Source organism: Rhizobacter sp. (assembly GCF_032229685.1).
In the GTDB taxonomy this organism is placed as follows: domain Bacteria; phylum Pseudomonadota; class Gammaproteobacteria; order Burkholderiales; family Burkholderiaceae_C; genus LMDS01.
In genome coordinates this window covers 110,027-135,957 of sequence record NZ_JAVTWP010000003.1, presented here as the reverse complement: position 1 = coordinate 135,957, position 25,931 = coordinate 110,027, and the positions used below count along the sequence as shown (strand labels likewise).

The following is a 25,931-nucleotide window of genomic DNA, read 5'->3' as shown; positions in this document are numbered from 1 at the left end:
GAGACCCACCATGCAACGCAAGACCATTTCCATCGCGACCGTCGCGGCAGCGTTTGCCACCAGCCTGATCGCCGGTTGCGCGAGCTTGCCCTCGTCGTCCGAGCTCGACGCCCAGGCGCTCGCGATGATCAAGGCGTCGTTCCGCGATCAGGGCATCGCCAAGTCCGACCGCCTGAACCAGGACCTCGGGCAGGCCGCGTGCTCGAGCGACAAACCGCCCGCCGACGACGTGGCCAAGCGCGTCGAAGCCGAGGCCTTGGCCACGATCCGCTGGCCCGCCGGTGGCCAATACCTCGGCGATTGGCGCGAAGGCGAAAAGCTCGCGCAGAACGGCCGCGGCATGACCTGGACCGACGCCAGCGCGGCCCCCGCCGGCAACGGCGCCCAGTGCTACAACTGCCATCAGATCGGCCCGCAGGAAATCAGCTTCGGCACCATCGGCCCCAGCCTCTACAACTACGGCAAGCTGCGTGGCGTGAAAGACGTGGCCGACCCGGCCTCGGCGGCGATCGTGCAGTACACCTGGGGCAAGCTGTGGAACAGCAAGGCTTACGCGGCCTGCTCCAACATGCCCCGCTTCGGCCACGCCAAGCTGCTCGACGAGCAGCAGCTCAAGCACCTGATGGCGCTGCTGCTCGACCCGAAGTCGCCGGTCAACCAGTAGCCGCCGTGCCCCGGCCCGCCGCTGCGCGGGCTTCGGGGCACCCAACATATCGTTGATTGCTGAAGCATGAATCTTTCGAAGCGCGACTTCCTGCAAGTGATGGCTTCGGCGTCGGCCGCGGGCATGGCGCTCGGGCGCTACGCCGATGCCGATGCCGCCACGGCAGAGAACGGCCTGTACGACCTGCCGACTTTCGGCAACGTGTCGCTGCTGCACATGACCGACTGCCACGCACAGCTCAAGCCGATCCATTTTCGCGAGCCCAGCGTCAATCTCGGCGTCGGCGACATGCGCGGCCAGTGGCCGCACCTGGTGGGCGAGCATCTGCTGAAGGCGGCCGGCCTGCGCCCCGGCACCGCGATGGCTCACGCGTTCACCTTCCTCGACTTCGACAAGGCCTCGCGGCGCTACGGCAAGGTCGGCGGTTTCGCGCATCTGGCCACGCTCGTGAAGCGGCTCAAGGCCAGCCGCCCCGGCGCGCTGCTGCTCGACGGTGGCGACACCTGGCAAGGCTCGGCCACGTCGCTCTGGACCAACGCGCAAGACATGGTCGATGCCTGCAAGCTGCTCGGCGTCGACGTGATGACCGGCCACTGGGAGTTCACCTACGGCATGGAGCGCGTGAAGGAGATCGTCGAGAAAGACTTCAAGGGCCGGGTCGAATTCCTGGCGCAGAACGTCAAGACCAACGACTTCGGCGACCCGGTGTTCAAGCCCTACACGGTGCGCGAGATCAACGGCGTGCCGGTGGCGGTCATCGGCCAGGCTTTTCCGTACACCCCGATCGCCAACCCGCGTTACCTGGTGGCCGACTGGGCGTTCGGCATCCAGGACGACAACCTGCAGAAGGTCGTCGACGAAGCGCGCGGCAAGGGCGCACAGCTCGTGGTGGTGCTCTCGCACAACGGCATGGACGTCGACCTGAAGATGGCCAGCCGCGTGCGCGGCATCGACGCGATCTTCGGCGGCCACACCCACGACGGCGTGCCGGTGGCGGTGCCGGTGAAGAACCCCGGCGGCACCACGCTGGTCACCAACGCCGGCAGCAACAGCAAGTTCCTGGGCGTGATGGACTTCGACGTGAAGGGGGGCAAGCTGGCCGACTACCGCTACCGCCTGCTGCCGATCTTCGCCAACAAGTTGCGCCCCGACGCCGAGATGGACGCGCTCATCACCAGGGTGCGCGCGCCGTTCGAAGCGAAGCTGAGCGAAAAGCTCGCCATCACCGACGGCCTGCTCTACCGCCGCGGCAACTTCAACGGCAGCTGGGACCAGCTCATCTGCGACGCCCTGATGGACGTGCAAGGTGCAGAGATCGCCTTCTCACCCGGCTTTCGCTGGGGAACCTCGCTGCTGCCCGGCGACACGATCACGCGCGAGCTCATGATGGACCAGCTCGCGATCACCTACCCCTACGCCACGCTCACCGAGATGACTGGTGAGACCCTCAAGACCATTCTCGAAGACGTGGCCGACAACCTCTTCAACCCCGACCCGTATTACCAGCAAGGCGGCGACATGGTCCGCGTCGGTGGCCTCACCTATGCGATGAACCCGGCCGACAAGATGGGCGCGCGCATCAGCGACATGCGGCTGAAAGGCCAGCCCATCGAAGCGGGCAAGAAGTACAAGGTGGCCGGCTGGGCACCGGTGGCCGAAGAGGCGCGCAGCGCGCCGGGCGTGAAGCCGGTGTGGGACCACGTCGAGAGCTGGCTCAAGTCGCAAGGCGGGCGCGTCAAGGCGCGCCGCATCAACACGCCTACACTCGCCGGCACCCAGGGCAACCCGGGCATCGCGAAGGGCTGAGCCCGGCCCGCCACCCCCTCACCTTCGGAGAACAGCATGTCCGTGAAGTCCGTCCTCGCCGGCCTGGCACTGTGTCTCGCGGCCGGCATCGCCTGCGCGCAAGACACCGTCGTCTACCACTTCGACAACGCCGCTGCGCAGGGCCTGAAGGGCTTGCGGAACATCCGCAACCACATCGACTCCGACCCGGCAGCGAAGATCACGGTCGTGACCCATGCCGAAGGCATCGACATGCTGATGGAAGGCGCCAAGGCCGCCAACGGCACCGAGTACGCACCGCTGGTCTCTGCGTTGAAGGGCCGCGGCGTCACCTTCGAGATCTGCGAGATCACACTGAAGAACCGCGGCCTCAAGAAAGAGCAGTTCATTCAGGAGGCCGACTTCACGCCGTCGGGTGTGGTCAGGCTCGCCAAGCTGCAGAAGCAGGGTTACGCGTACATCAAGCCGTGACCCGCCGGGGCGCACGGCCCCGGCCTTGTTCTGCGATCGGGCCGGTGGGCCTCAGCCCAGCATGTCGTTCCAGATGTTGTCGGCCCATGACAACGCGTAGCGGCCTTCGAGCGCTGTCGACGACCCCGATACGCCCCCGGAGCCGGCGACGGTCTTGAAGGTCTTCTCGGTCGCGTCGTACTGGTGCACCGAAGCCACGTGGATCGCCTCACTCGCAGAGACGAAGCTGTAGCAGGTGTTCATCATTACCGGCGTCGGGTTCACGGCCTCGCCCTTGAGCAACTGGATCACCGCGGCCGCGGCCACCTTGGCATGCTGGTTCGCCATGTGGCCCGACTTGGGCATCAGCGCTGCCGGGAACGTGGCGTCACCGAGCACGTGGATGCCGGGCACGGCGGTCGATTCCATCGACAGCCAGTTCACGCCGACCCAGCGGTTGTTGATGTTCACCAGGCCCGCGGTGCGTGCCAGGTCGGCGGCGCGCTGTGGCGGCACCACGTTGAGCACGTCGGCCTTGATGTCCTCGAACTCGAACTTGCCCACGTTGCCGCTGACCTCCTTGAGTTCAACGTTGGGCCGGTACTCGACGATGCCCTTGTAGTGCTGCGCGAAAGCGCGCTCGAACAAGGCCTTCTTGGACTGGATTTCAGGGTTGGCGTCGAGCACCAGCACCTTGCTGCGCGGCTTGGCTTCTTTCAGGTAGGCCGCCACGATGCAGGCGCGCTCGTAAGGCCCCGGCGGGCAGCGGTACGGCACCTTCGGAATCGAAAGCGCGTAGACACCACCGTCGGGCATGTCGAGCAACTGCCGGCGCAGGGCCACCGTCTGCGGGCCGGCCTTCCAGCCATGCACCAGGCGGCCACTCTCGAACGCCGCCGCCAGGCCGCCGATCTGCTCGTTCATGAAATCGATGCCGGGCGAGACGATGAGGCGGTCGTAGGCGAGCTCTGCGCCACCGGCCAGCCTCACCTTCTTCGCTGCCGCGTCGACCGCGATCACGTCACCCTGCACCACCTTCACGCCCATCGCCGTCAGGCCGTCGTAGCCGCGGGTGATGTCGGCCATCTGCCTGAAGCCGCCGACGACCAGGTTGGAGATCGGGCACGAGACGAACTGCGGATTGCGCTCGACCAGCGTGACGTCGACATTGCCGCCCCACAGGCGCAGGTAACGCGCCGCCGTGCTGCCGCCGAAGCCGCCGCCGACCACGACGACACGGCCCAGCGACGGGCCCGAGGCCGTGCTGGCGCAGCCGGCCAGCGCCAGGCCGCCGGCCGCCGCGCCTGCGCCGAGCAACCGGCGCCGGGTGGATGAGAAGGAGTTCGTGGTGGTGTTCATGCGGTGCTGCCCCCTGTCATTTCTTCGGTTGCTGAGCCGCGAAGTAAGCCGCGACCAGCTTGATCTGCTCGTCGGTGTAGCCCTTGGCGATCTGGTGCATGACCGTCGCCTGCTGGACCGTGCCGGCCTTGTACGCGGCCATCTTCGTGATGATCAAGTCGGCCGACAACCCGGCCAGCGGTCTCATGTCGCCGCGCGCGTTGCCGTTGGTGCCGTGGCAGTTGGCGCAGGTGGCTGCCAGGTTGCGGGCGAGGTGAGCGTCTTGCGCCTGCGCGGCCAGCGGGCCGGCGGCGATCAATGCGGCGATCATCCAGGGTTTCATGGGTCGGTCTCCTGTGGCGGTGGCAAATGCTCGCCGCCGAGGCGCCCCCCTGGGCCGACCCCGATGGCACAAAAGCATTCTTTGCTTATATTCGTGCATGCAAATCCAGCGTATTCCCTGACACGCCGTGTCGCCCATGAACTTTAGCTTGCCTCGGTGTTGGCGCCTGGCGCGCCGTTGGTTGCTCTGCGCCGCGACCGCCGCGCTGGCTGTGCAGGCCGGCACAGGCAGCTTCGCCGCGGAGCCGATGAAAGCCCGGCAGGTGGCCGAAGGCGCCTGGTTCGTGCAGGGCGAAGCCGCGCTCGGCTCGGCCGCGAACCGCAACTTCATCTCGAATGCCGGCTTCATCGTCACGCCCGCCGGCGTGGTCGTGATCGACGCGCTCGGTTCGCCCGCGCTCGCCGAAGAGCTGGTGGCGGCGGTGAAGCAGGTCACCGCGCAGCCGATCCGCTATGTGATCGTGACGCACTACCACGCCGACCACATCTACGGCCTGCAGGTTCTGAAGGACCTGGGAGCGACCGTGATCGCGCATCGCGGCGGGCTGGACTACCTGAATTCCGACACCGCCCGGCAGCGCCTGATCGCGAGCCGGCAGGAACTGTCTCCGTGGGTCGACGAAAAGACGCGCCTGGTGCCCGCCGACAGGTGGCTGGACGCCGACACCGTGCTGGAGCTCGGCGGCGAGAAGCTGCACATCCGGCATGTGGGGCCAGCGCACACGCCGGAAGACCTGGTCGTGTACCACGAGCGGTCGCGCGTGCTGTTCGCGGGCGACCTGGTGTTTCGCGGTCGCATCCCTTTTGTCGGCCAGGCCGACAGCCGCGGCTGGATCGACGCCCTCACCGGCCTGATCACCTTGCGCCCGGCCACCATCGTGCCGGGCCACGGGCCGGTTTCCGGTGACCCGCTGCCCGACCTCGAACTGACACGCGACTACCTCGTGTTCCTGCGCCAGAGCATGGGCGAAGCCGCGGCCAATCTCGAGCCTTTCGAAGAGGCCTATGCCAAGGCCGACTGGTCGCGCTTCGAGCGGCTGCCGCTGTTTCGCGCGGCCAACCGCATCAATGCCTACAACACCTACCTGCTGATGGAACAACAGGGCAAGTGACTCGTGGGCGCTGCCATTATCGGCGTGTGCTGATACAGTGATGACTCGACCACCCAGCGCGGAGTTTTCATGGCAGACATCAGCGAAGAAGACCTGGTCTTCGAGTCGGCAGCCGAGCTCTTCGGCCTGCTCTCGACCCCGGTGCGGCTGAAGATCATCAGCGCCGTGTGCCATGGCGAACGCAACGTGTCGGAACTGCTCTCGCAGATCGACACCACCCAGCCCAACATGTCGCAGCATCTGGCCACGCTCTACCGCGCCGGCGTGCTGGCGAAGCGGCGCGAAGGCACGCAGATCTACTACAAGCTGCAGAGCGAACGTGTCGCCACGCTGTGCAGGGCCGTTTGCACCCAGGTGGCCACCGAACTCGACGGCGCCGACAACCTGCCTTCGGCCGACCGACTGCTTCGCTCGGTGCACCGCTGAGCTGCCGCCCGCGCCTTCGGGGCGCGACTGCCCCGGGCGCCGGTCGATACTCTTCTCCTATCGACAACCTAATGACAATTCATTCGACTCATTGAGTCGCGGTGCGTAGTCTGCGCAGGTTGTCATCGAAACGCGCACGCCGGTGCGCAGAACACCCAAGGAGATGGACCCATGTCGACCGAAGCCCGATGCCCCTTTTCCGCCGCCACGCGCAGCCAAGCGGCCGCCGGCGGCCCCGCCAACGCCCAGTGGTGGCCCGAGCAGCTCAACCTGAAGATCCTGCACCAGCACTCTTCGCTGTCCGACCCGATGGGTGAGGCGTTCAACTACGCCGAAGAGTTCAAGACGCTCGACCTCGACGCCGTCATCAAGGACCTGCACGCGCTGATGACCGACTCCCAGGACTGGTGGCCCGCCGACTGGGGCCACTACGGCCCGTTCTTCATCCGCATGGCCTGGCACTCCGCCGGCACCTACCGCACCGGTGACGGCCGTGGCGGCGCCGGCAACGGTGCACAACGTTTCGCGCCGCTCAACAGCTGGCCCGACAACGTGAACCTCGACAAGGCACGCCGCCTGTTGTGGCCGATCAAGCAGAAGTACGGTCGCAAGCTCTCGTGGGCCGACCTGATGGTGCTCACCGGCAACGTGGCGCTGGAGTCGATGGGCTTCAAGACCTTCGGTTTCGGCGGTGGCCGCGTCGACATCTGGGAGCCGCAGGAAGACATCTACTGGGGCGCCGAAAGCAAGTGGCTGGCCGACGAGCGCTACGCCGGCGACCGCGAGCTCGAGAACCCGCTGGCGGCCGTGCAGATGGGCCTGATCTACGTGAACCCCGAAGGCCCGAACGGCACGCCCGACCCGCTGGCTTCGGCCCGCGACATCCGCGAGACCTTTGCCCGCATGGCGATGAACGACGAAGAGACCGTGGCGCTCACCGCCGGCGGGCACACCTTCGGCAAGGCGCACGGCGCCGGTGATGCCGCCCACGTCGGCCGTGAACCCGAGGCCGCCGACATCGAACACCAGGGCCTGGGCTGGAGCAGCAGCTTCGGCACCGGCAAGGCCGGCGACCAGATCGGCAGCGGCATCGAAGGCGCCTGGACCAACGACCCGACACGCTGGGACAACGGCTACTTCGAGAACCTGTTCGGCCACGAATGGGAGCTGACCAAGAGCCCGGCCGGCGCCCACCAGTGGCAGCCCAAGGACCCGGCCGCACGGCAAAGCGTGCCCGACGCCCACGACCCCGCCAAGCGCCGTTCGCCGATGATGACCACGGCCGACATGGCGATGCGCATGGACCCGGCCTACGAGAAGATCTCGCGCCGCTTCATGGCCGACCCCCAGGCGTTCGCCGACGCTTTCGCGCGCGCCTGGTTCAAGCTGACGCACCGTGACATGGGCCCGGTCTCGCGCTACCTCGGCCCGCTGGTGCCGAAAGAAGAACTGATCTGGCAAGACCCGGTGCCCGCCGTCGACCACGCGCTGGTCGATGAAGCAGACGTGGCGGCGCTGAAGGCCAGGTTGCTCTCTTCGGGGCTGAGCACCCAACAACTTGTCGGCACCGCCTGGGCGTCGGCATCGACCTTCCGCGGCAGCGACAAGCGCGGCGGCGCCAACGGCGCGCGCCTGCGCCTGGCGCCCCAGAAAGACTGGGAAGTGAACCAGCCGGCTGAACTGGCCAAGGTGCTGGCCGTGCTGGAGCGCATCCAGAGCGAGTTCAACAGCGCCCAGACCGGCGGCAAGAAGATCTCGCTGGCCGACCTGATCGTGGTGGGCGGCTGCGCGGCGGTTGAGGCGGCGGCGCAGAAGGCCGGCGTCGACGTGAAGGTTCCGTTCTCGCCCGGCCGCACCGACGCGTCGCAGGCGCAGACCGACGTCGAGGCTTTTGCCGTGCTCGAACCCAGGGCGGATGGCTTCCGCAACTACGCCCGCAAGGGCCTGGAAAAAGCCACGGCCGCGATGCTCGTCGACCAGGCGCAGTTGTTGACCCTCACGGCCCCTGAAATGACGGTGCTGATCGGCGGCCTGCGCGCCCTCGACGTGAACGCCGGGCAGTCGAAGCACGGCGTGTTCACGCAGCGCCCCGGAACCCTGAGCAACGACTTCTTCGTGAACCTGCTCGACATGCGCACGGCATGGAAGCGTTCAAGCACCGCCGTCGGCGTGCTCGAAGGACGCGACCGCACCACCGGCGCGCTCAAGTGGACCGCGACTGTGGTCGACCTCGTGTTCGGTTCGAACTCGCAACTTCGCGCGCTGGCCGAAGTACATGCCAGCGCGGATGGCCAGCAGCAGTTCGTGCGCGAGTTCGTGGTCGCCTGGGTCAAGGTGATGAACCTCGATCGTTTCGATCTGGCGTGACCCCGACGGCGGCGGCCCGGCTCGCCGCCGATCAGGCCAGCCCCGCCGCTTTCAGCCGGCGATACAACGTTCGTTCGCTCAGGCCGAGTTGTTGTGCCAACTCACGGCGGGTGCCTTTGGCGGCCTCGGCGAAGCGCTTGAATTCGGCATCGTTCAGCGGCCGGCCACTTTGCGCTGCCACCGGCGCAGAACCAAGCTCGGCTGGCTGCGTCGGGGCTTGCGCCAGTGGCTCGGGCAGGTACGCGACCCGCACGATGCCGTCGTCGGCGTACAGGCGCGCACGGTCCAGCACATTGCGCAGTTCGCGGATGTTGCCCGGCCACGCGTGAGCCTGGAGCCGCGCCATGGCGGCAGCCTCCACGGTCACGCGGTGCTTGGCATGGCCGCCACGCTGCAGGAATGAGTCGACCAGCAAGGGAATGTCGGCGAGGCGCTCGCGCAGCGGCGGCAGGTGGATGGGGAACGCGCTGATGCGGTAGTACAGATCCTGGCGGAAGCGCCCGTCTGCCACCATCTGCTGCAGTGGCTTGTGGGTGGCCGCCACCAGGCGGAAGTTCGACTGCTGCGTTTCGATGCTGCCCACCCGACGAAAGGCGCCGGACTCGATCAGGCGCAGCAACTTCACCTGCATGCCGAGCGGAACGTCACCCATCTCGTCGAGGAACAGCGTGCCGCCGTCGGCGGTCTCCACCAGCCCTTTCTTGCGCGTCATGGCACCGGTGAAGGCGCCTTTTTCGTAGCCGAAGAGTTCACTCTCGAACAGCGTTTCGGTCAGGCCCGAACAATCCACCACCACGAACGGCCCCGCAGCGCGGTCACTGCCCTCGTGCACGGCACGCGCGAAGAGTTCCTTGCCCGTGCCCGACTCGCCGAGCAACAGCACGGGCAACATCGACGGGGCCACACGCTGCACCGCCGACAGGGCCGCGTTGAACGCGGGCGCCCGCCCGACCAGACCCTCGGCGCTGGGCCGCGCCGAGGCATTGCGCACGGTGACCAGGCGTTCGACATAGGCGACCACTTCACGCCCTTCGTCGAGGATGGGCCTCAGTTCCACATCCACATGCTCGGGTCCGCGCGGCGTGTGGTGGATGTGGAGCACGCGGTCCGGGCCCTTCAGTTCGAAGGCCTGCTTCATCGGGCAGTGCTCGCCGGCCTGGTCGCAAGGCACGTCGTAGTGGTGCGAGATGCGAAAGCACTTGTGGCCCACATAGGGCTTGTCGGCGGTGCCGAACTGCCGCTGGTAAGCCGTGTTGGCGGCCAGGATGTTGTAGTCCGGGTCGAGCACGATCATGGGCTGCGACTCGTGCTCGAGAAACGAGATCAGGGCCTGGACCTGCGGCGCCGACCGCAGCGGGCCGGCCAGGCCGGTGTTCGGCACTTGAAGTTGTTTGCTCATCGGTTCTGCCCAGGCAATTTCGTCGTCCGGCGATTGTGGGCCTCGCTGCCACTTCTGCCAAGGTGGCAGAAGTCTCTGCCAATCATTGATCCGTCAGGCTGCCTGTGCTTGCCACGATTTGCCCCAAAGATCCGAAAAATACATTTCACTTCAATGACTTATAGGTTCCAACGAACCTGGCGTCGGGTCTGGCATGCGTCTTGATATCCATCCCTGTACCAAGGTGCATTTGGCGCCTTCCACTGCCAACCTGAAGGAGACACTCCATGAAAGTCAACGAAGGCGCTCTCGACCGCACGCTGCGTGTGCTGGCCGGCGTGGTTCTGATCGGCCTGGCCGCCACCGGCACCGTCGGCGCCTGGGGCTACATCGGCGTCGTGCCCTTGCTGACCGGCGCGGTCGGCATGTGCCCGCTGTATTCGGTCCTCGGCATCAACACCTGCCCGCTGAACAAGCGCTGAGCCGCGGCCGACCCCGGCACAGCCCTCGAACACAGACAACGGAGACAAGCATGACCCCGCACAACAGCATGCTGGTCGAAGGCCACTTCGACCCGGCGACCTGGACCGTGAGCTACATCGTCATGGACCGCGCGACAAAACACTGTGCGCTGGTGGACAGCGTGCTCGACTACGACCCGAAGTCCGGCCGCACCGCGCACCAGAGCGCCGACAAGCTCATCGCCCGCGTGCGTGAACTGGGCGCGACCGTGCAGTGGATTCTGGAGACGCATGTGCATGCCGACCACCTCTCCGCAGCTCCCTATCTGAAGCAGGCGCTGGGCGGGCAACTCGGCATCGGCGCCAACATCACTGCCGTGCAGAAGGTGTTCGGCAGCCTCTTCAACGCCGGCCAGGACTTTGCTCGGGACGGTCGCCAGTTCGACCACCTGTTTGCCGACGGCGAGGTCTTCCACATCGGCGGGCTCCAGGCCGTGGCGATGCACACGCCCGGCCACACGCCGGCCTGCATGACTTACGTGGTCAGCGACGGCGAAGGCCCGCTGCAGGACATGGCCGCTTTCGTCGGCGACACGCTCTTCATGCCCGACTACGGCACCGCGCGCTGCGACTTTCCCGGCGGCGACGCGCGCACGCTGTACCGCTCCATCAACAAGGTGCTGAGCCTGCCGCCGGCCACGCGGCTGTACATGTGCCACGACTACCAACCAGGTGGTCGCGAAGTGCAGTTCGTCAGCACCGTGGCCGACGAGCGCGCCCACAACCTGCATGTGCGCAACGGCGTCAGCGAAGACGAATTCGTGGCCATGCGCCATGCGCGCGACGCGACGCTGGACATGCCCACGCTGATCCTGCCATCGGTGCAGGTGAACATGCGGGCCGGCCAACTGCCGGAGCCCGAATCGAACGGTACGCGCTACATCAAGATTCCGCTGAACGCGGTCTAGAACCGAACGCCCACGCGGCACAGACCGCGCCATCCACCCACCAGGAGACAAGCCCGTGGACATCAAGGCACTGACTTCCGAACTGTCGGTTTCACCGCAGATCTTCGCCGCTGAACTGCCTTCGATCGCGCAGTCCGGCTTTCGCTCGGTCGTCTGCAACCGGCCCGATGGCGAAGGCGCCGACCAGCCGGGATACAGCGAACTCGAACGCGCTGCGAGCGACCATGGTCTGCAGATCCGCTACCTGCCGGCCGAGTCCGGCAAGGTCAGCGACGCACAGGGCGCGGCCTTCGGCCAACTGATGGCCGAGTTGCCCAAGCCGGTGCTGGCGTTTTGCCGCACGGGCATGCGCTCGACCACGATGTGGGCGCTCTCGCAGGCCGGGCAGATGCCGCTGCCGCAGATCATCGAGACGGCCTCCCGGGCCGGCTTCGACCTGAAGGGTGTGGTGCGGCGCATCGTCAACGGCGGCAAGACGCCGGTGGAAGTGGCCGACGCGTCGCACGACGTGGTGATCATCGGTGGTGGTGCCGCCGGCATCTCGGTCGCTTCCAGCCTGCTGGCGCGAAGCCCGGGGCTCGACATCGCCATCGTCGACCCGGCCGACGTCCACTACTACCAGCCGGGCTGGACGCTCGTGGGAGCCGGGGTCTTCAACGCCGCCACCACGGCGCGCACCATGGCCTCGGTGTTGCCACGCGGCGTGCACTGGATCAAGTCGGCGGTGGCCGCGTTCGAGCCCGAACGCAATGCGGTGATCCTGGACGGCTGCCGTGTCGTGAAGTACCAGCAACTCGTGGTGTGCCCGGGCCTGAAGCTCGACTGGCACGGCATCGAAGGCCTGCCCGAAACGCTGGGGCAAAACGGCGTGACCAGCAACTACCGCTACGACCTCGCGCCCTACACCTGGCAACTGGTGCAGCAGTTGCACCGCGGCCGCGCCATCTTTTCGCAGCCGCCCATGCCCATCAAATGCGCCGGCGCGCCGCAGAAGGCGATGTACCTGTCGGCCGACCACTGGCGCCGCACCGGCGTGCTGGGCGCCATCGACATCCAGTTCTGCAACGCAGGCGCGGTGTTGTTCGGCGTGGCCGACTACGTGCCGGCCTTGATGGAGTACGTGAAAGCCTATGGCATCGGCCTGAACTTCGGCGAGACCCTCGTGTCGGTGAACGGCCCTGCCAGGAAGGCTGTATTCAGCGTCGCCCAGCCTGACGGCACGAAGCGGCTGATCACGCGCGAGTTCGACATGCTGCACGTCGTGCCGCCGCAGAAGTCGCCCGACTTCATCCGCGTGAGCCCGCTCGCCGACGCCGCCGGTTGGGTCGATGTCGATCCCGCCACGCTGCGCCACAAGGCCTTCGCCAACATCTTCGGGCTGGGTGACGTGGGCAACACCAGCAATGCCAAGACCGCTGCGGCGGCCCGCAAGCAGGCGCCGGTGGTCGCGCACAACCTGCTCGTCACCCGGGGCGATGCGAAAGGCGAGGCGAAGTACGACGGCTACGGTTCCTGCCCGCTGACCGTTGAACGCGGCAAGATCGTGCTGGCTGAATTCACCTACGGCGGCAAGGTGGCGCCCAGCTTTCCGAAGTGGCTGATCGACGGCACCCGGCCTTCTGCGCTGGCCTGGTACCTGAAAGAGCGTGTGCTGCCGCCGCTTTACTGGGACGGCATGCTCAAAGGGCGCGAGTGGCTGGCGCAGCCCGAGATGGTGGGCTGATGGCGCTGGCGACCCCTTGGCGGCAGCGCTTGCCTTCGCTGCCGGTGCTCGACTGGGGCCGCCGCTACGACCGCGACACCTTCGTCGGCGACCTGGTGGCGGCGCTGATCGTCACCATCATGCTGATCCCGCAGAGCCTGGCCTATGCGCTGCTGGCCGGCCTGCCGCCGGAGGTGGGCTTGTACGCCAGCGTCGCGCCGCTGCTGCTGTATGCCGTGTTCGGCAGCAGCCGCGTGCTCGCGGTCGGCCCGGTGGCGGTGGTGTCGCTGATGACCGCCGCCGCGGTGGGCGAGCATGCCGCCCTCGGCTCGGCGGCCTATTGGCAGATCGCGATCACGCTGGCCTTCCTGTCGGGCGCCATGCTGCTGACCATGGGCTTGCTGCGGCTCGGCTTCCTCGCCAACTTCCTCAGCCACCCGGTGATCTCGGGGTTCATCTCGGCCTCGGGCCTGCTCATCGCCGCCAGCCAGCTCAAGACGCTGATGGGCGTGAAGGCAGACGGGCACAACCTCATCGAGTTGCTCGGCGCGTTGGCGCGCCAGGCGTCCCACACGCACCTGCTGACGCTGGTCGTCGGCGTGGCGGCCACGGCCTTCCTGTTCTGGGTTCGCAAAGGTCTGAAACCCCTGCTCGTCAGCTGGGGCCTGAGGCCCAAGCTCGCGGACGTGCTCGCCAAGGCCGGGCCCGTGGCCGCCATCGCGGCCACCACCGGGCTGGCCTGGGGCCTGGGCTGGCAGGCGCAGGGCATGAAGATCGTCGGCAGCATTCCGCAAGGCCTGCCGCCACTGACGGCGCCGAACTGGGACTTGTCGCTGTGGCGTGAACTGGCCATGCCGGCGCTGCTGATCAGCGTGGTCGGATTCGTCGAATCGGTGTCGGTCGGGCAGACGCTCGCGGCCAAGCGACGCCAGCGCATCGAACCCGACCAGGAACTCGTCGCGCTCGGTGCGAGCAATCTGTCGGCGGCATTCACCGGCGGGTTTCCAGTGACGGGCGGCTTCGCACGCTCGGTCGTCAACTTCGATGCCGGCGCACAGACACCGGCCGCCGGCGTCTTCACCGCCGTGGGCATCACGCTGGCGTCGCTGCTGCTCACGCCGGCGCTCTACCACCTGCCCCAGGCCACGCTGTCGGCCACCATCATCGTGGCGGTGCTGTCGCTGGTCGACTTCAGCATCCTCAAGCGCACCTGGTCGTATTCCTGGCCCGACTTCGCGGCCGTGGCGGCCACGCTGCTGGCAACGCTGGGCCTGGGCGTGGAAACCGGTCTGGTCATCGGCGTGGGCGTTTCGCTGGCGCTCTACCTGTTCCGCACCAGCCGGCCGCACATTGCCGAGGTGGGTCTGCTGCCGGGTACCGAGCACTTCCGCAACGTGTTGCGCTACGACGTGCTCACCAGCCCGCAACTGCTCACGCTGCGAGTCGACGAGAGCCTGTACTTTGCCAACGCCCGAAGCCTGGAGGACCGCATCAACGATGCCGTGGCGAGCCGACCTGCCCTGCGGCATGTGGTGCTGCAGTGCTCAGCCATCAACGACATCGACGCCAGTGCACTGGAGAGCCTCGAGGCCATCGACAAACGCCTGAAGGACGCCGGGATGCTGCTGCACCTGTCCGAGCTGAAGGGCCCGGTGATGGACCGCTTGCGTTCGACCGAGTTTCTTCAGCAATTGCCCGGGCAGGTCTTCCTGAGCCAGTATCAGGCCATCAAAGCACTGACCCCCGAGCTGCTGCAGCTCGCTGCCGCGCGCCAGCATCCTTGAACCACACGAGCCCGGACATGACCAAGAAAAAAGCACCTGGCGTTGCCGCCGGGTGCTTGTTCTTCCTACCGAATTTGGTAGGCGCGATTGGACTCGAACCAACGACCCCCACCATGTCAAGGTGGTGCTCTAACCAGCTGAGCTACGCGCCTGCGAAGCCTCAGATTATATAGCAGCGTTCGGCGCAGCCTATTTGCGGCGCACCGAACGCACGCCGGCGATGCGGCCGACCAGCCCCAGCACGTGGTTCAGCCGCGCCGAATCGGCCACCTCGATCGTGAAGCTCATCCACGCCGTGCCGCCTTGCGAGTCCTTCACCGAGCGCGTCTGCACGCCGGTCACGTTCATCTTCTCTTTCGCGAACAGCTCCGAGATGTCGCGCAACAAGCCCTGCCGATCGCCGGCTTCGACGATCACGTCGACCGGGTACAACGAAGCCTTGTCTCCGCGCGGCGCACCCCAGGCGACACTGATCACGCGCTCGGGCGCGCGCGTCGCCATCTCGCGAAAGTTGGTGCAGGCGGTGCGGTGCACGGCCACGCCCTTGCCGCGCGTCACGTAACCGCCGATCGCATCGGGCGGTGCCGGGCGGCAGCAACGCGCCAGGTTCGTCATCAGCGACTCGACGCCCACCACCAGCACGCCGCCCTGCGGCGTGCGCGCGTCGGGGTCGGAGCGGCGCAGCGCGATCAGCTCGTCGGGCGTGGGGGGCGCTTCGGCCGGGCGCAGCAAGGTCTCGATCGTGCGCAGTGAGAACTCGTCCTTGCCGACGACTTCGAACAAGGCGTCGGCACTGCGAAACCCGAGTTGCGCGGCCAGGTCGCCCAGCTTGATGGCGGTCTTGCCCTCGCGCTGCAGCAGTTTTTCAACCGCGTCGCGGCCACGCGCGATCGTGGCGTTCTGCGCCAGCGCGTTGAACCAGGCGCGCACCTTGGTCTTCGAGCGCGAGCTCTTCAGGTAGCCGAGTTCGGCGTTGAGCCAGTCGAGCGACGGCCCGCCCTCTTTCACGGCGTTCACCTCGACCGTCTGGCCACTCTGCAGCGGGGTGTTCAGCGGCACCATCACGCCGTCGACCTTCGCGCCGCGGCAGCGGTGGCCGAGGTCGGTGTGCACGGTGTAGGCGAAGTCGACCGGCGTGGCCCCGGCCGGCAACTCGACCACGGCCGCGCCGGGCGTGAAGACGTAGATGCGCTCTTCGGGCGCCGGCCCCGTGGCGCCGGGCGCCACGGCTCCCTGCTCGGTGAAGTCACGCTCCCAGGCGAGCAGCTGGCGCAGCACTGCCTTGCGGGCTTCGGCCACCGCCGCGCCGTGGTCTGCATCGGCCGCCACGCCGGCATAACCTTTCGCGCCGGCGTCCTTGTAGGCCCAATGCGCCGCCACGCCATGCTCGGCGTGTTCGTGCATGGCCGGCGTGCGAATCTGCACTTCGACCGAGCGCCCGCTCGCGTCGAGCACCACCGTGTGCAGCGACTGGTAGCCGTTCGGTTTGGGCCGCTCGATGTAGTCGTCGAACTCGCCCGGCACGGCCTTGAACAGTTCGTGCACGCGGCCGAGCACCGCGTAGCAGCCGGCCACGTCGGGCACCACCACACGCACCGCACGCACGTCGAACACCCGATCGAAACCGAGCCCCTTGCCCTGCATCTTTTTCCAGATGCTGTAGAGGTGTTTGGGCCGACCCTGCACCTGCGCCTGCAGGCCGTGCGCCGCGAGATCGTCGCTCAGGTGCTGGCGGAACGCCTCGACGCGCCGTTCACGCTCGACCCGGGTTTCGTCGAGCAGCCGCGCCACTTCGCGGTAGCGCTCGGGTTCGAGAAAGCGGAACGACAGGTCTTCGAGTTCCCACTTGATCTGCCAGATGCCCAGCCGGTTGGCGAGCGGCGCGAACACCTGCAGCGACTCGGCCGCCAGCGCGGGCGGGCAAGCCGTCTTGCTGGCCGCAAAGAAGCGCAGCGTCTGCAGCCGCGAAGCCAGGCGCAGCAGCACCACGCGCAGGTCGCGCGAGAAAGCGAGCAGCATCTTGCGCACGCGCTCGGTCTGCATCGCACGCTGGTCCTGGCCGAGCTGCGCTTCGCGCGCGGCGCGTTGCAGTTGCACCAGCTTGCGCGTGCCGGCCACCAGGCTCGCATGCGATTCGCCGAACGCCTTGGCCACCACTTCTTCGGGTTTGTTCAGGTAGTCGGCCGCGTAGACGAGATAAGCGGCTGCGCGCATCGAGGGCGCGGCGCCGATGCCGAGCAGGATCAGGGCCACCGCGTCGGCGTGGGCCAGCGCGTCTTCACCGGTGTCGAGCAGTTGCCCGTCGAGCAGCGGCTCGGCAAAGGCGCGCGCGCGCACCAGCTGCGCGGCTTCGGCGACCAGGTCGGGGTGTTCGTCGACCAGTGCGACGATGGGCGCCGCAGCTTGTGGCGCGGCCAGCAGGCCCGTCTTCATGGCGAGTGCAGGAACTCCCGCACCACGTCGACCTGGTCGGCCGCCACCAGCGTGGGCGCGTGGCCGACACCGGCGAATTCGACCAGCCGCGCTTTCGGGCCGCGCACCGTCATGGCCTGCGCCGTCTCTCGCGTCAGCAGGTCGGAATCGGCGCCGCGCAGCAGCAGCGTGGGGCAGCGCACGGCGTCGTAGCTGTGCCACAGCATCGCTTCGCCGGCCGCCGCCATCTCGGGCGTGACGGCCTTGAAGGGTTGCGCGATGTTCGGGTCGTAGTGCGGCTTGAAGCCGTCGCCATCGGCCTTGAGCATCGGCCGGGTGAGCGCGAGCCATTGTTCGCGCGTGTGCGGGCCGAAACTCTTCGAGATCGTCCACAGGTAGTCGGCCGCTTCGTCGAGCGTGTTCCAGCGCACCGGCGCACCGAGGTAGCTGCCGATGCGGCGCAGCGCTTCGGCCTGGATCGTCGGGCCGACGTCGTTCATCACCAGCTTGCCGATCGGCGACTTCGGCAGCGAGGCCAGGCCCAACCCGATCAAGCCGCCCATCGAGGTGCCGACCCAGTGCACCGTGTCGGCGTTCAGCCGCGCCAGCAAGGTGACCATGTCGGCCACGTAGGCGGGGATCTGGTAACCCATCGGGTCGGCGAGCGCGTCGGAGCGGCCGCGGCCCACCACGTCGGGGCAGACCACGCGGTAGTCGTTGCAGAGGGCCTGCGCCAGCGTGTCGAAGTCACGCCCCTGGCGCGCCAGGCCGTGCGCGCAGACCAGCACTTTCGGGTTGGCCGCGTCACCCCATTCCCAGTAGGCCATGCGGTGCAGGCCGCGGGCGCTGAGGCATTGCACGGAGTTCAGGCGGGGTTCGGTCATGGCGGCTCTTCGGCGTTGAACGCCCATCGTAAGCCAAGGCTGCGCGCCGACCCGCCATCAGGCTCACTTGTTCAGCTGCACCGTGCCGTTCACATTGACCGTGACCACGCCCTTGCCCGCCTCGACCGGCAATGCTTCGTCGCTCGACGCCATCGACATCGCCTTGGCCCGGTACATGGGCGCCGGCATGCCGGGCTGTTCGTTGCCGCTGACGTTGACCTCGCGGATCACGTAGCTGCCGTAGCCGAACTGCTTGGCGTAGTCGGCCGCCTTGGCACGGTAGCGCGCGATGGCCTGGGCCGAGACCTCGCCTTCGGTCTTCTCGCGCAGCTCGCGCGAAAGCGAGTAGGCCACGCGCGCGATCGTGAGCGTGGTGATGCGCCCGGTGAGCTGGCCGATGGCCTGCATGTCGCGGCCCTCGACGATCAGCTCGGCGCTGCCTTGCCAGCCGTTGATCACGCCTTTGCTGGTGTAGCGCGGCGAGAGCGAGAAGCCGCCGGTCTGCACTTCGAGCTGGCCCGGCTTCGCGGCCTTCTTCGCCTCGGCCAGTGCCGCGTCGAGCGCCTGCTTCAGCTGCGACTGCACGCTGGCCGCGTCCTGCCCTTCGCGGGTGGTGTTGAGCGTGATGCCGAGCAGGTCTTTCGTGACCTCGAGGCTGGCACTGGCCGACAGGCTCACCACGCCCTGGGGCGGCGCAAGCGTATCGGCGGCGGCGTGGGTGGCGGCGAGCACGGTGCACAAGACCAGGGTCAGGCGGGCTGAAGTCATCGACATGGTTCGTTTTCCTTTGGCGTGGGCCGAGCGGCGAAATGCCGCGCGGCGATGCACTCCACCTTACACGGCTCGCCCTGGCGGACGGGGTCAAAAAGCCTCCTCACGCAGTTGTAACATCTGGTCAGGCACGCCTGAAACCGCCCGCAAACCTGCGCAGAATCGCGGCTGTTACAAATTTGGAGCTCGCCATGTCCACTGCCGCCAACCAACGCCCGGACCGCATCGTCGTCGTCGACGACGACGCCCGCATCCGCGACCTGTTGCGCCGCTATCTCACGCAGGAAGGCTTCGAAGTCCTGCTCGCCGAAGACTCGAAAGCCCTCAACCGCCTGCTGACGCGCGAGACCGTGCACCTGATCGTGCTCGACCTGATGCTGCCCGGCGAAGACGGCCTGTCGATCTGCCGCCGCCTGCGCGCGGCGAACGACCTCACGCCGATCATCATGCTGACCGCCAAGGTCGAAGACGTTGACCGCATCGTCGGCCTCGAGGTCGGTGCCGACGACTACCTGCCCAAGCCCTTCAACCCGCGCGAACTGCTGGCTCGCATCCACGCCGTGTTGCGCCGCCGGCCCACGCTCGAAGCGCCGGGCGCACCCGCGCTCGACGCCCAGACCGTGACCTTCGGGCCGTTCGAGTTCGACCTGGCCTTGCGCCGGCTGAGCAAGGAAGGCGAGCAGATCGCGCTCACGACCGGCGAGTTCTCGATGCTCAAGGCGCTGGTGCGCCACCCGCGCCAGCCGCTGTCGCGCGACAAGCTCGCGCAGCTGGCGCGCGGCCGCGAGTTCGAGCCCTTCGACCGCAGCCTGGACGTGCAGATCTCGCGCCTGCGCAAGATGATCGAGCCCGACCCGGCGCAGCCGCGCTACATCCAGACGGTGTGGGGCGTGGGTTATGTGTTCGTACCGGACGGGGCTGGGTGATCCGGGCCGTGTGATGCCCCGGCTGGGCGGTTCGGCAGCGAACCGCTCGCGACTCCCCCAGCGCTGTCTCCATGCCCCAACAACAAGTCGCGCTCAGCCTCTTCTGGCGCACCTTCTTCCTGCTTGCACTGCTGCTCGCCAGCGGCGTGTTCGCGTGGGTGCAGACTTTTCGCGCGCTCGAATTCGAACCGCGCGCGGTGCAGTCTGCGCAGCAGATCGCCCGCATCACCAAGCTCACGCGCGCCGCGCTGTTGTCGAGCGACGGCATCAACCGCGTGGCGCTGATGAAGAGCATCTCGACCCAGGAATCGCTGAAGATCGCCCCGCGCGAGCCGAACGACAAATGGGAGCCGTATGAGGTCGACCGATTCACCCGCACCATCGGCCAGGAGCTTCGCAGCGAGCTCGGCGCCGACACCATCGTTGCCAGCTCGGTGAACGGCGCGGCCGGCCTGTGGGTCGGCTTCTCGATCGACAAGGACCCGTTCTGGCTGCAGGCCGACCCGACCCGCGCCGGCCCCATCGCCTGGAGCACGCTCACGCTGTGGGTCAGCATCGCGCTGCTGGCGACCGTGCTCGGCTCGGCCGGCATCGCGCGGCTGATCAACCAGCCGCTGAAAGAGCTGTCGTTCGCCGCCAGCCGCATCCGCGAAGGTGAGTTCGATTCCGTGCTCGACGAGAACACGATGACGAGCGAGATCCGCCAGGTCAACATGGGTTTCAACCGCATGGCGCGCGAACTCGCCAAGGTGGAACAGGACCGCGCCGTGATGCTCGCCGGCATCTCGCACGACCTGCGCACGCCGCTGGCCCGCTTGCGCCTCGAGGCCGAGATGAGCGTGCAGGACGAAGAAGCCAAGGGCAACATGGCCCTCGACATCGCGCAGCTCGACGCCATCATCGACAAGTTCATGGACTACGCGCGGCCCGGCGAAGTGCGGCTGACGCCGGTGCACCTGAGCGGCGTGGTCGACCGCGAGATGGCGGCCTTCCGCGACACCAGCCAGATCCGCATCAGCTCGCGCGTGGCGATCGACACCAAGGTGATGGCCGACGACACCGAACTCGGCCGCGTGTTGCAGAACCTGTTCGAGAACGCACGCCGCTACGGCCGCACCACCGACACTGGCATCGCCCGCGTGCAGGTGAGTTATGCGCGCACCGGGCCGTGGGTGATCGTGAGCGTGCGCGACTTCGGGCCGGGTGTCGACCCGAAGAAGCTCGCGCAGCTGACCACGCCGTTCTTCCGCGGCGACGCCGCGCGCACCGCGGCGACCGGTGCAGGCCTGGGCCTGGCGATCGTCGAAAAGGCGGTGCAGCGCATGGGCGGCACCTTCGAGGTGGTCAACGCGCCCGACGGTGGCTTGCTCGCGCACATCCGCTTGAAAAAAGCGCCTTGAGGGGCGCCGGCAGCTTCAGGCCGGCTGCTTGAAGAGCATGCAGACCGCGCGCGCTTCGATCGATTCGCCGCGCCCCACCGGCCCCATCTTCTCGGCCGTCTTCGCCTTCACGCTGACCTGATCGATCGACACCAGCAGCGCCGTGGCAATGCGCTGGCGCATCGCCAGGATGTGCGGCGCCATCTTCGGTGCCTGTGCGATCACGGTGCTGTCGATGTTGCCGATGAGCCAGCCGGCACCGCGCACACGCCGCCCACTTTCGGCGAGCAGCGCGATCGAGTCGGCGCCCTTGTATTGCAGGTCGGTGTCGGGAAAGTGAAACCCGATGTCGCCCATGGCCGCGGCGCCGAACAGCGCGTCGGTGATGGCGTGGCACAACGCGTCGGCGTCTGAATGGCCGAGCAGGCCATGGGTGTGGGGAATGTCGACCCCGCCGAGCACGAGCTTGCGGCCGGCCACGAGCGCGTGGCAATCCCAGCCTTCACCGATGCGCCAGATCGGCGCCCTGCCCTTGGTGTTCATGTGCGTGTCCTCAGCAGGCGTTCCGCCAGATCGAAGTCGGCCGGATAGGTGACCTTGAAATTTTCCAGAGAACCCGCCACGAGTCGGGGCGCCTGGCCCATCGCTTCCATGGCGCTCGCTTCGTCGGTGACACCGGCGCCGGCCGCGGCCAACGCCGCCCGCAAGGGCCCGATGCGAAACATCTGCGGCGTCTGCGCCTGCCACAGACCACGGCGGTCGATGGTGTCCTTGACGACAGCGCCCTGCTCTGCCTTCAGCGTATCGGCCACCGGCAGCGCGAGCAGGCCGCCGCAGGGGTCGGGCAGGCAGGTGTCGATCAGTGTGTCGATCCACTCGGCACGCACCAGGCAGCGTGCCGCGTCGTGCACCAGCACCCAGTCGCCCGGCGCTGCGCCATGGCCGACGAGCGCCTGCAGGCCGTTGGCGACGGTCTGCGCGCGCGTGGCGCCGCCATCGCGAGACACCCAACCGTCGAAGCCGGGCGCCGCGGTTTCGAACGACGTGTCGTTCGGGCTCAGAACGACCAGCGTGGCGTGCAGTCGCGCCACCGTTCGCAAAGCGGCCAGCGTGTGCGCCACGAGGCTGCGGCCGGCCAGCGATGCGTACTGCTTCGGCCCGGCGGCACCCGATCGCTCCCCCACACCGGCACAAGGAACAAGCGCGAACAGTCGGGGTGGGGTTGTCGAAGCGGCGGCAAGCGTCATGGGAGCGCGAATTCTATAATCGAGGCCTTGATTCGCCCCGTCGGGAACACCTCGCGGGGCGATTTGCTTTGCTTTATGCACCTGCCCGACATCGCCCCCGGAAAACGCTTCACGCTGCCCCGCCCCACGGGCTCGGCCGATGCGTTGCTGCTCGCGCGTTTTGCGCGTGCGCAGAAGCTCGCGGGCCGCCTGACGGCGATCGTCACCGCCGAGCCGGCCGACACTCAGCGGCTCGAAGACGAACTGGTGTTCTTCGCACCCGAATTGCGGGTGGCGGTGTTTCCCGACTGGGAAACCCTGCCCTACGACACCTTCTCGCCGCACCAGGACCTCATCTCCGAGCGCCTGGCCACGCTGTGGCGCATCCAGCAGGGTGAAGTCGACGTGGTGCTGCTGCCGGCCAGCACCGCGCTCGTGCGGCTGGCGCCGCCGAGCTTTCTGGCGGCCTACACCTTCAACTTCAGGCAGAAGGAGAAGCTGAACGAAGCGGCGCTGAAAGCCCAGCTCACGCTGGCCGGCTACACGCACGTGAGCCAGGTCGTCTCACCCGGCGAATACGCGGTGCGTGGCGGCCTGATCGACCTGTTCCCGATGGGCTCGCCCGTGCCTTACCGCGTCGACCTGTTCGGCGACGAGGTCGATTCGATCCGCACCTTCGACCCCGACAGCCAGCGGAGCCTCTACCCCGTGCCCGAAGTGCGCCTGCTGCCCGGCCGCGAATTCCCGATGGACGAAGACGCGCGCGCCGCCTTTCGCTCGCGCTGGCGCGAGAAGATGGAAGGCGACCCGAGCAAGGTGCGGCTGTACAAGGACATCGGTGCCGGCATCGCCACCGCCGGAATCGAGTACTACCTGCCGCTGTTCTTCGACGCCACTGCGACGATCTTCGACTACCTTGGTGGCAACGCGACTCTCGCACTGCATGGCGAGATCGACGAAGCGCTGAAGCGTTTCTGGGTCGACACGCGCGAACGCCACCGCTTTCTGCAGGCGGACCGCGAGCGGCCGATCCTCGCGCCGGAAGAACTCTTTCTTCGGCCGGAAGACTTCTTCGCCTTGTGCAACCAGCATCCGCAACTGGCCATCCGTGGTCAGCAGGAAACCGACTGGGCGCGCCCATTGCCCGACTTCGCCGTCGACCGTGGCGCGCCGGAACCGCTGAAGAAGCTGCAACTCCACGTCGGCACCACGGCCTACCGCGTGTTGATCGTGGCCGAGAGCGAAGGCCGGCGAGAGAGCCTGCTCGAACTGCTGCGCGACAGCAAGATCGAGCCGCCGAGCGTGGCCACGCTCGAAGAATTCCAGTCCGGTGAAGAGCGTTTTGCGATCGCCGTGGCACCGCTCGCCGAAGGCTTCTTCTGGTTCGAGCCCGACGCCAACACCACGATCCAGTTCGTCACCGAAACCGAACTCTTCGCCACCAGCCCGACCGCGCGGCGCCGCCGCAAGCAGGAACAGGTCAGCGACGTCAACGCGCTGATCAAGGACTTGTCGGAGCTGAAGGTCGGTGACCCTGTGGTGCACGCGAACCACGGCATCGGGCGCTATGTGGGCCTGATGAACATCGACCTCGGCGACGGGCCGAGCGAGTTCCTGCACCTCGAATACGCCGACAAGGCCACGCTCTACGTGCCGGTGGCGCAGTTGCACCTGATCGCACGCTACACCGGCGTGAGCGCCGAAGAAGCGCCTTTGCACCGCCTGGGTTCCGGCCAGTGGGACAAGGCCAAACGCAAGGCCGCCGAGCAGGTGCGCGACACCGCGGCCGAGCTGCTCAACCTGTACGCGCGCCGCGCAGCGCGTGAAGGTTTTGCGTTCCGCTTCTCGCCGCATGACTACGAAGCCTTCGCGGCCAGCTTCGGCTTCGACGAAACCCCCGACCAGCAGGCGGCGATCCACGCCGTGATCCAGGACATGGTGTCGCCGCAGCCGATGGACCGGCTGGTCTGCGGCGATGTCGGCTTCGGCAAGACCGAGGTCGCGCTGCGCGCCGCGTTCGTGGCCGTCACCGGTGGCAAGCAGGTCGCGATCCTGGCGCCGACCACGCTGCTGGCCGAGCAGCATTACCAGAACATCGCCGACCGCTTCGGCAAGTGGCCGGTGCGCGTGGCAGAGATCTCGCGCTTTCGTTCCAGCAAGGAAGTGAAGGCCACGCTCGAAGGCCTGGCCGATGGCACGGTCGACATCGTGGTTGGCACGCACGCTCTCATCAGCGACAAGGTCAAGTTCAAGCGCCTCGGCTTGCTGGTGATCGACGAAGAACACCGCTTCGGCGTGCGCCATAAAGAAGCGATCAAGGCGATGCGATCCGAGGTCGACGTGCTCACGCTCACCGCCACGCCGATACCGAGAACCTTGGGAATGGCATTGGAAGGCCTGCGCGACCTGAGCGTCATCGCCACCGCCCCGCAGCGTCGCTTGGCGATCAAGACCTTCGTGCGCAGCGAATCGAGCGGCACGATCCGCGAGGCGGTGTTGCGCGAGCTCAAGCGCGGCGGTCAGGTCTACTTCCTGCACAACGAGGTCGAGACCATCAATGCGCGGCGCGACAAGTTGCAAGAGCTGATCCCCGAGGCGCGCATCGCCGTCGCGCACGGCCAGATGCCCGAGCGCCAGCTCGAAGCGGTGATGCGCGACTTCGTGGCCCAGCGCCACAACCTGCTGCTGTGCTCGACCATCATCGAGACCGGCATCGACGTGCCGAGCGCCAACACCATCGTGATGAGCCGCGCCGACAAGTTCGGCCTGGCGCAGTTGCACCAGTTGCGCGGGCGCGTCGGCCGCTCGCACCACCAGGCCTATGCCTACCTGCTGGTGCCCGATGTCGAAGGCCTCACCAAGGCCGCGGCGCAGCGGCTCGAAGCGATCCAGAGCATGGAAGAACTCGGCTCGGGCTTCTACCTGGCGATGCACGACCTCGAGATTCGCGGCGCCGGCGAGGTGCTGGGCGACAACCAGAGCGGCAACATGATGGAAGTCGGCTTCCAGCTCTACAACGAGATGCTGGCCGAAGCGGTGCGTGCGCTGAAGGCCGGGCAGGAACCGGATTTGCTGAGCCCGCTCTCGGCCACGACCGAGATCAACCTGCACGCCCCGGCGCTGCTGCCCGACGCCTACTGCGGCGACGTGCACATGCGCTTGTCGCTCTACAAGCGCCTGGCCACAGCGCAGAAGCCCGAGCACATCGACGCCTTGCTCGAAGAGATTACCGACCGCTTCGGCAAGCTGCCGCCGCAAGGCCAGACCCTCTTCGACGTGCACCGCCTGCGCGTGCTCGCCAAGCCCTACGGCGTGACCAAGATCGACGCGGCACCGAAGCTGATGGTGATCAGCTTCAAGCCGAACCCGCCGGTCGACGCGATCAGGATCATCGAGCTGGTCCAGAAGAACCGCCACATCAAGCTCGCCGGCAACGACAAGCTGCGCATCGAACGCGACACGCCCGAGCCGAAAGACCGCGCGCAACTCATCCGCGAGGTGCTGCGCTCGCTCGGCACACCGAAACCGGTGCAGACTGCCTAGCCCTCGACAACGA

Annotated in this window: 20 protein-coding genes, 1 tRNA gene and 1 pseudogene; 13 read left to right on the top strand and 9 right to left on the bottom strand. The window is 67.3% G+C overall.

What is annotated here, in order from left to right; all coding sequences use genetic code 11:
• Positions 1-10: 10 nt before the first annotated feature.
• From soxX to AC30PD_RS01560, 3 genes are all read left to right on the top strand, one after another.
• Positions 11-664 (top strand): sulfur oxidation c-type cytochrome SoxX, encoded by a 654-nt coding sequence (gene soxX, locus AC30PD_RS01570; RefSeq protein ID WP_489533875.1) that lies wholly within the window; start codon positions 11-13, stop codon positions 662-664.
• A gap of 66 nt (positions 665-730) precedes the next feature.
• Positions 731-2,470, top strand: a complete 1,740-nt coding sequence (gene soxB / locus AC30PD_RS01565) for a thiosulfohydrolase SoxB (RefSeq protein ID WP_489533874.1) — start codon at positions 731-733, stop codon at positions 2,468-2,470.
• Positions 2,471-2,506: 36 nt separating this feature from the next.
• Positions 2,507-2,920 carry a DsrE family protein gene (locus AC30PD_RS01560; protein WP_489533873.1) on the top strand — a complete coding sequence of 138 codons (414 nt, stop codon included), beginning with the start codon at positions 2,507-2,509 and terminating at the stop codon, positions 2,918-2,920.
• Between the two features lie 51 nt (positions 2,921-2,971).
• Here the strand turns inward: AC30PD_RS01560 and AC30PD_RS01555 are convergent, their stop codons facing one another.
• Positions 2,972-4,258: an FCSD flavin-binding domain-containing protein gene (locus AC30PD_RS01555; RefSeq protein ID WP_489533872.1), complete on the bottom strand. Its 1,287-nt coding sequence runs from the start codon at positions 4,256-4,258 to the stop codon at positions 2,972-2,974.
• A gap of 16 nt (positions 4,259-4,274) precedes the next feature.
• Positions 4,275-4,580: a c-type cytochrome gene (locus AC30PD_RS01550; RefSeq protein ID WP_489533871.1), complete on the bottom strand. Its 306-nt coding sequence runs from the start codon at positions 4,578-4,580 to the stop codon at positions 4,275-4,277.
• Between the two features lie 247 nt (positions 4,581-4,827).
• On the opposite strand from AC30PD_RS01550, the gene AC30PD_RS01545 reads away from it, so the two are divergent.
• The 3 genes from AC30PD_RS01545 to katG all read left to right on the top strand — a co-directional run bounded on the left by AC30PD_RS01545 (position 4,828) and on the right by katG (position 8,484).
• Positions 4,828-5,691 carry an MBL fold metallo-hydrolase gene (locus AC30PD_RS01545; protein ID WP_489533870.1) on the top strand — a complete coding sequence of 288 codons (864 nt, stop codon included), beginning with the start codon at positions 4,828-4,830 and terminating at the stop codon, positions 5,689-5,691.
• A 69-nt stretch (positions 5,692-5,760) separates the two neighbouring features.
• The gene (locus AC30PD_RS01540) at positions 5,761-6,117 is read left to right on the top strand and encodes an ArsR/SmtB family transcription factor (RefSeq protein WP_489533869.1); all 357 of its coding nucleotides are present in this window, start codon (positions 5,761-5,763) and stop codon (positions 6,115-6,117) included.
• A gap of 171 nt (positions 6,118-6,288) precedes the next feature.
• Positions 6,289-8,484: a catalase/peroxidase HPI gene (gene katG / locus AC30PD_RS01535; protein ID WP_489533868.1), complete on the top strand. Its 2,196-nt coding sequence runs from the start codon at positions 6,289-6,291 to the stop codon at positions 8,482-8,484.
• A gap of 31 nt (positions 8,485-8,515) precedes the next feature.
• On the opposite strand, the gene AC30PD_RS01530 is transcribed toward katG, so the two are convergent.
• On the bottom strand, positions 8,516-9,778 hold the full coding sequence (locus AC30PD_RS01530; protein ID WP_489534112.1) for a sigma-54 interaction domain-containing protein: 1,263 nt from the start codon (positions 9,776-9,778) through the stop codon (positions 8,516-8,518).
• A gap of 371 nt (positions 9,779-10,149) precedes the next feature.
• On the opposite strand from AC30PD_RS01530, the gene AC30PD_RS01525 reads away from it, so the two are divergent.
• The 4 genes from AC30PD_RS01525 to AC30PD_RS01510 are packed head-to-tail and all read left to right on the top strand — an operon-like array spanning position 10,150 to position 14,777.
• Positions 10,150-10,344 carry a YgaP family membrane protein gene (locus AC30PD_RS01525; RefSeq protein ID WP_489533867.1) on the top strand — a complete coding sequence of 65 codons (195 nt, stop codon included), beginning with the start codon at positions 10,150-10,152 and terminating at the stop codon, positions 10,342-10,344.
• Between the two features lie 50 nt (positions 10,345-10,394).
• Entirely contained in the window at positions 10,395-11,291 is an 897-nt protein-coding gene (locus AC30PD_RS01520; RefSeq protein WP_489533866.1) for an MBL fold metallo-hydrolase, read from the top strand.
• 55 nt (positions 11,292-11,346) lie between these two features.
• A complete protein-coding gene (locus AC30PD_RS01515) occupies positions 11,347-13,014 on the top strand; it encodes a bifunctional protein tyrosine phosphatase family protein/NAD(P)/FAD-dependent oxidoreductase (protein WP_489533865.1) in 1,668 nt (555 codons plus the stop codon).
• On the top strand, positions 13,014-14,777 hold the full coding sequence (locus tag AC30PD_RS01510) for a SulP family inorganic anion transporter (RefSeq protein ID WP_489533864.1): 1,764 nt from the start codon (positions 13,014-13,016) through the stop codon (positions 14,775-14,777). The genes AC30PD_RS01515 and AC30PD_RS01510 overlap by 1 nt, the downstream gene beginning before the upstream one ends.
• A gap of 75 nt (positions 14,778-14,852) precedes the next feature.
• Here the strand turns inward: AC30PD_RS01510 and AC30PD_RS01505 are convergent.
• The 4 genes and pseudogenes from AC30PD_RS01505 to AC30PD_RS01490 form a co-directional block, all read right to left on the bottom strand.
• Positions 14,853-14,929: transfer RNA gene (locus AC30PD_RS01505), tRNA-Val, on the bottom strand.
• A gap of 37 nt (positions 14,930-14,966) precedes the next feature.
• On the bottom strand, positions 14,967-17,210 hold the full coding sequence (locus tag AC30PD_RS01500; RefSeq protein ID WP_489533863.1) for a RelA/SpoT family protein: 2,244 nt from the start codon (positions 17,208-17,210) through the stop codon (positions 14,967-14,969).
• Between the two features lie 11 nt (positions 17,211-17,221).
• A pseudogene (locus AC30PD_RS01495) lies at positions 17,222-18,073 on the bottom strand (alpha/beta fold hydrolase); the annotation flags it as partial.
• A gap of 63 nt (positions 18,074-18,136) precedes the next feature.
• Entirely contained in the window at positions 18,137-18,841 is a 705-nt protein-coding gene (locus tag AC30PD_RS01490; RefSeq protein ID WP_489534111.1) for an SIMPL domain-containing protein, read from the bottom strand.
• A gap of 194 nt (positions 18,842-19,035) precedes the next feature.
• Here AC30PD_RS01490 and ompR point away from each other — a divergent pair, with 194 nt between their 5' ends.
• Both ompR and AC30PD_RS01480 read left to right on the top strand, forming a co-directional pair.
• A complete protein-coding gene (gene ompR, locus AC30PD_RS01485) occupies positions 19,036-19,770 on the top strand; it encodes an osmolarity response regulator transcription factor OmpR (protein ID WP_489533862.1) in 735 nt (244 codons plus the stop codon).
• Between the two features lie 71 nt (positions 19,771-19,841).
• Positions 19,842-21,170: a sensor histidine kinase gene (locus AC30PD_RS01480; protein ID WP_489533861.1), complete on the top strand. Its 1,329-nt coding sequence runs from the start codon at positions 19,842-19,844 to the stop codon at positions 21,168-21,170.
• Positions 21,171-21,185: 15 nt separating this feature from the next.
• On the opposite strand, the gene ispF is transcribed toward AC30PD_RS01480, so the two are convergent.
• Positions 21,186-21,692, bottom strand: a complete 507-nt coding sequence (gene ispF / locus AC30PD_RS01475) for a 2-C-methyl-D-erythritol 2,4-cyclodiphosphate synthase (RefSeq protein ID WP_489533860.1) — start codon at positions 21,690-21,692, stop codon at positions 21,186-21,188.
• On the bottom strand, positions 21,689-22,396 hold the full coding sequence (gene ispD / locus AC30PD_RS01470) for a 2-C-methyl-D-erythritol 4-phosphate cytidylyltransferase (protein WP_489533859.1): 708 nt from the start codon (positions 22,394-22,396) through the stop codon (positions 21,689-21,691). The genes ispF and ispD overlap by 4 nt, the downstream gene beginning before the upstream one ends.
• A 75-nt stretch (positions 22,397-22,471) precedes the next feature.
• Between ispD and mfd the strand changes: the two genes are divergently transcribed.
• Positions 22,472-25,918, top strand: coding sequence for a transcription-repair coupling factor (mfd, locus tag AC30PD_RS01465; protein WP_489533858.1), 3,447 nt, complete (start codon positions 22,472-22,474; stop codon positions 25,916-25,918).
• The last annotated feature ends 13 nt before the right edge of the window (positions 25,919-25,931 follow it).

What these genes read in the sequence shown, in the direction of transcription:
- AC30PD_RS01550 (WP_489533871.1), bottom strand. Translation starts at nt 4,580, where the DNA reads ATGAAACCCTGGATGATCGCCGCATTGATCGCCGCCGGCCCGCTGGCC.
- AC30PD_RS01510 (WP_489533864.1), top strand. Translation starts at nt 13,014, where the DNA reads ATGGCGCTGGCGACCCCTTGGCGGCAGCGCTTGCCTTCGCTGCCGGTG.
- AC30PD_RS01520 (WP_489533866.1), top strand. Translation starts at nt 10,395, where the DNA reads ATGACCCCGCACAACAGCATGCTGGTCGAAGGCCACTTCGACCCGGCG.
- AC30PD_RS01525 (WP_489533867.1), top strand. Translation starts at nt 10,150, where the DNA reads ATGAAAGTCAACGAAGGCGCTCTCGACCGCACGCTGCGTGTGCTGGCC.
- AC30PD_RS01560 (WP_489533873.1), top strand. Translation starts at nt 2,507, where the DNA reads ATGTCCGTGAAGTCCGTCCTCGCCGGCCTGGCACTGTGTCTCGCGGCC.
- soxX (WP_489533875.1), top strand. Translation starts at nt 11, where the DNA reads ATGCAACGCAAGACCATTTCCATCGCGACCGTCGCGGCAGCGTTTGCC.
- AC30PD_RS01545 (WP_489533870.1), top strand. Translation starts at nt 4,828, where the DNA reads ATGAAAGCCCGGCAGGTGGCCGAAGGCGCCTGGTTCGTGCAGGGCGAA.
- AC30PD_RS01490 (WP_489534111.1), bottom strand. Translation starts at nt 18,841, where the DNA reads ATGACTTCAGCCCGCCTGACCCTGGTCTTGTGCACCGTGCTCGCCGCC.
- AC30PD_RS01540 (WP_489533869.1), top strand. Translation starts at nt 5,761, where the DNA reads ATGGCAGACATCAGCGAAGAAGACCTGGTCTTCGAGTCGGCAGCCGAG.
- katG (WP_489533868.1), top strand. Translation starts at nt 6,289, where the DNA reads ATGTCGACCGAAGCCCGATGCCCCTTTTCCGCCGCCACGCGCAGCCAA.
- AC30PD_RS01555 (WP_489533872.1), bottom strand. Translation starts at nt 4,258, where the DNA reads ATGAACACCACCACGAACTCCTTCTCATCCACCCGGCGCCGGTTGCTC.
- ompR (WP_489533862.1), top strand. Translation starts at nt 19,036, where the DNA reads ATGTCCACTGCCGCCAACCAACGCCCGGACCGCATCGTCGTCGTCGAC.
- ispF (WP_489533860.1), bottom strand. Translation starts at nt 21,692, where the DNA reads ATGAACACCAAGGGCAGGGCGCCGATCTGGCGCATCGGTGAAGGCTGG.
- soxB (WP_489533874.1), top strand. Translation starts at nt 731, where the DNA reads ATGAATCTTTCGAAGCGCGACTTCCTGCAAGTGATGGCTTCGGCGTCG.
- mfd (WP_489533858.1), top strand. Translation starts at nt 22,472, where the DNA reads ATGCACCTGCCCGACATCGCCCCCGGAAAACGCTTCACGCTGCCCCGC.
- AC30PD_RS01530 (WP_489534112.1), bottom strand. Translation starts at nt 9,778, where the DNA reads ATGATCGTGCTCGACCCGGACTACAACATCCTGGCCGCCAACACGGCT.
- ispD (WP_489533859.1), bottom strand. Translation starts at nt 22,396, where the DNA reads ATGACGCTTGCCGCCGCTTCGACAACCCCACCCCGACTGTTCGCGCTT.
- AC30PD_RS01500 (WP_489533863.1), bottom strand. Translation starts at nt 17,210, where the DNA reads ATGAAGACGGGCCTGCTGGCCGCGCCACAAGCTGCGGCGCCCATCGTC.
- AC30PD_RS01480 (WP_489533861.1), top strand. Translation starts at nt 19,842, where the DNA reads ATGCCCCAACAACAAGTCGCGCTCAGCCTCTTCTGGCGCACCTTCTTC.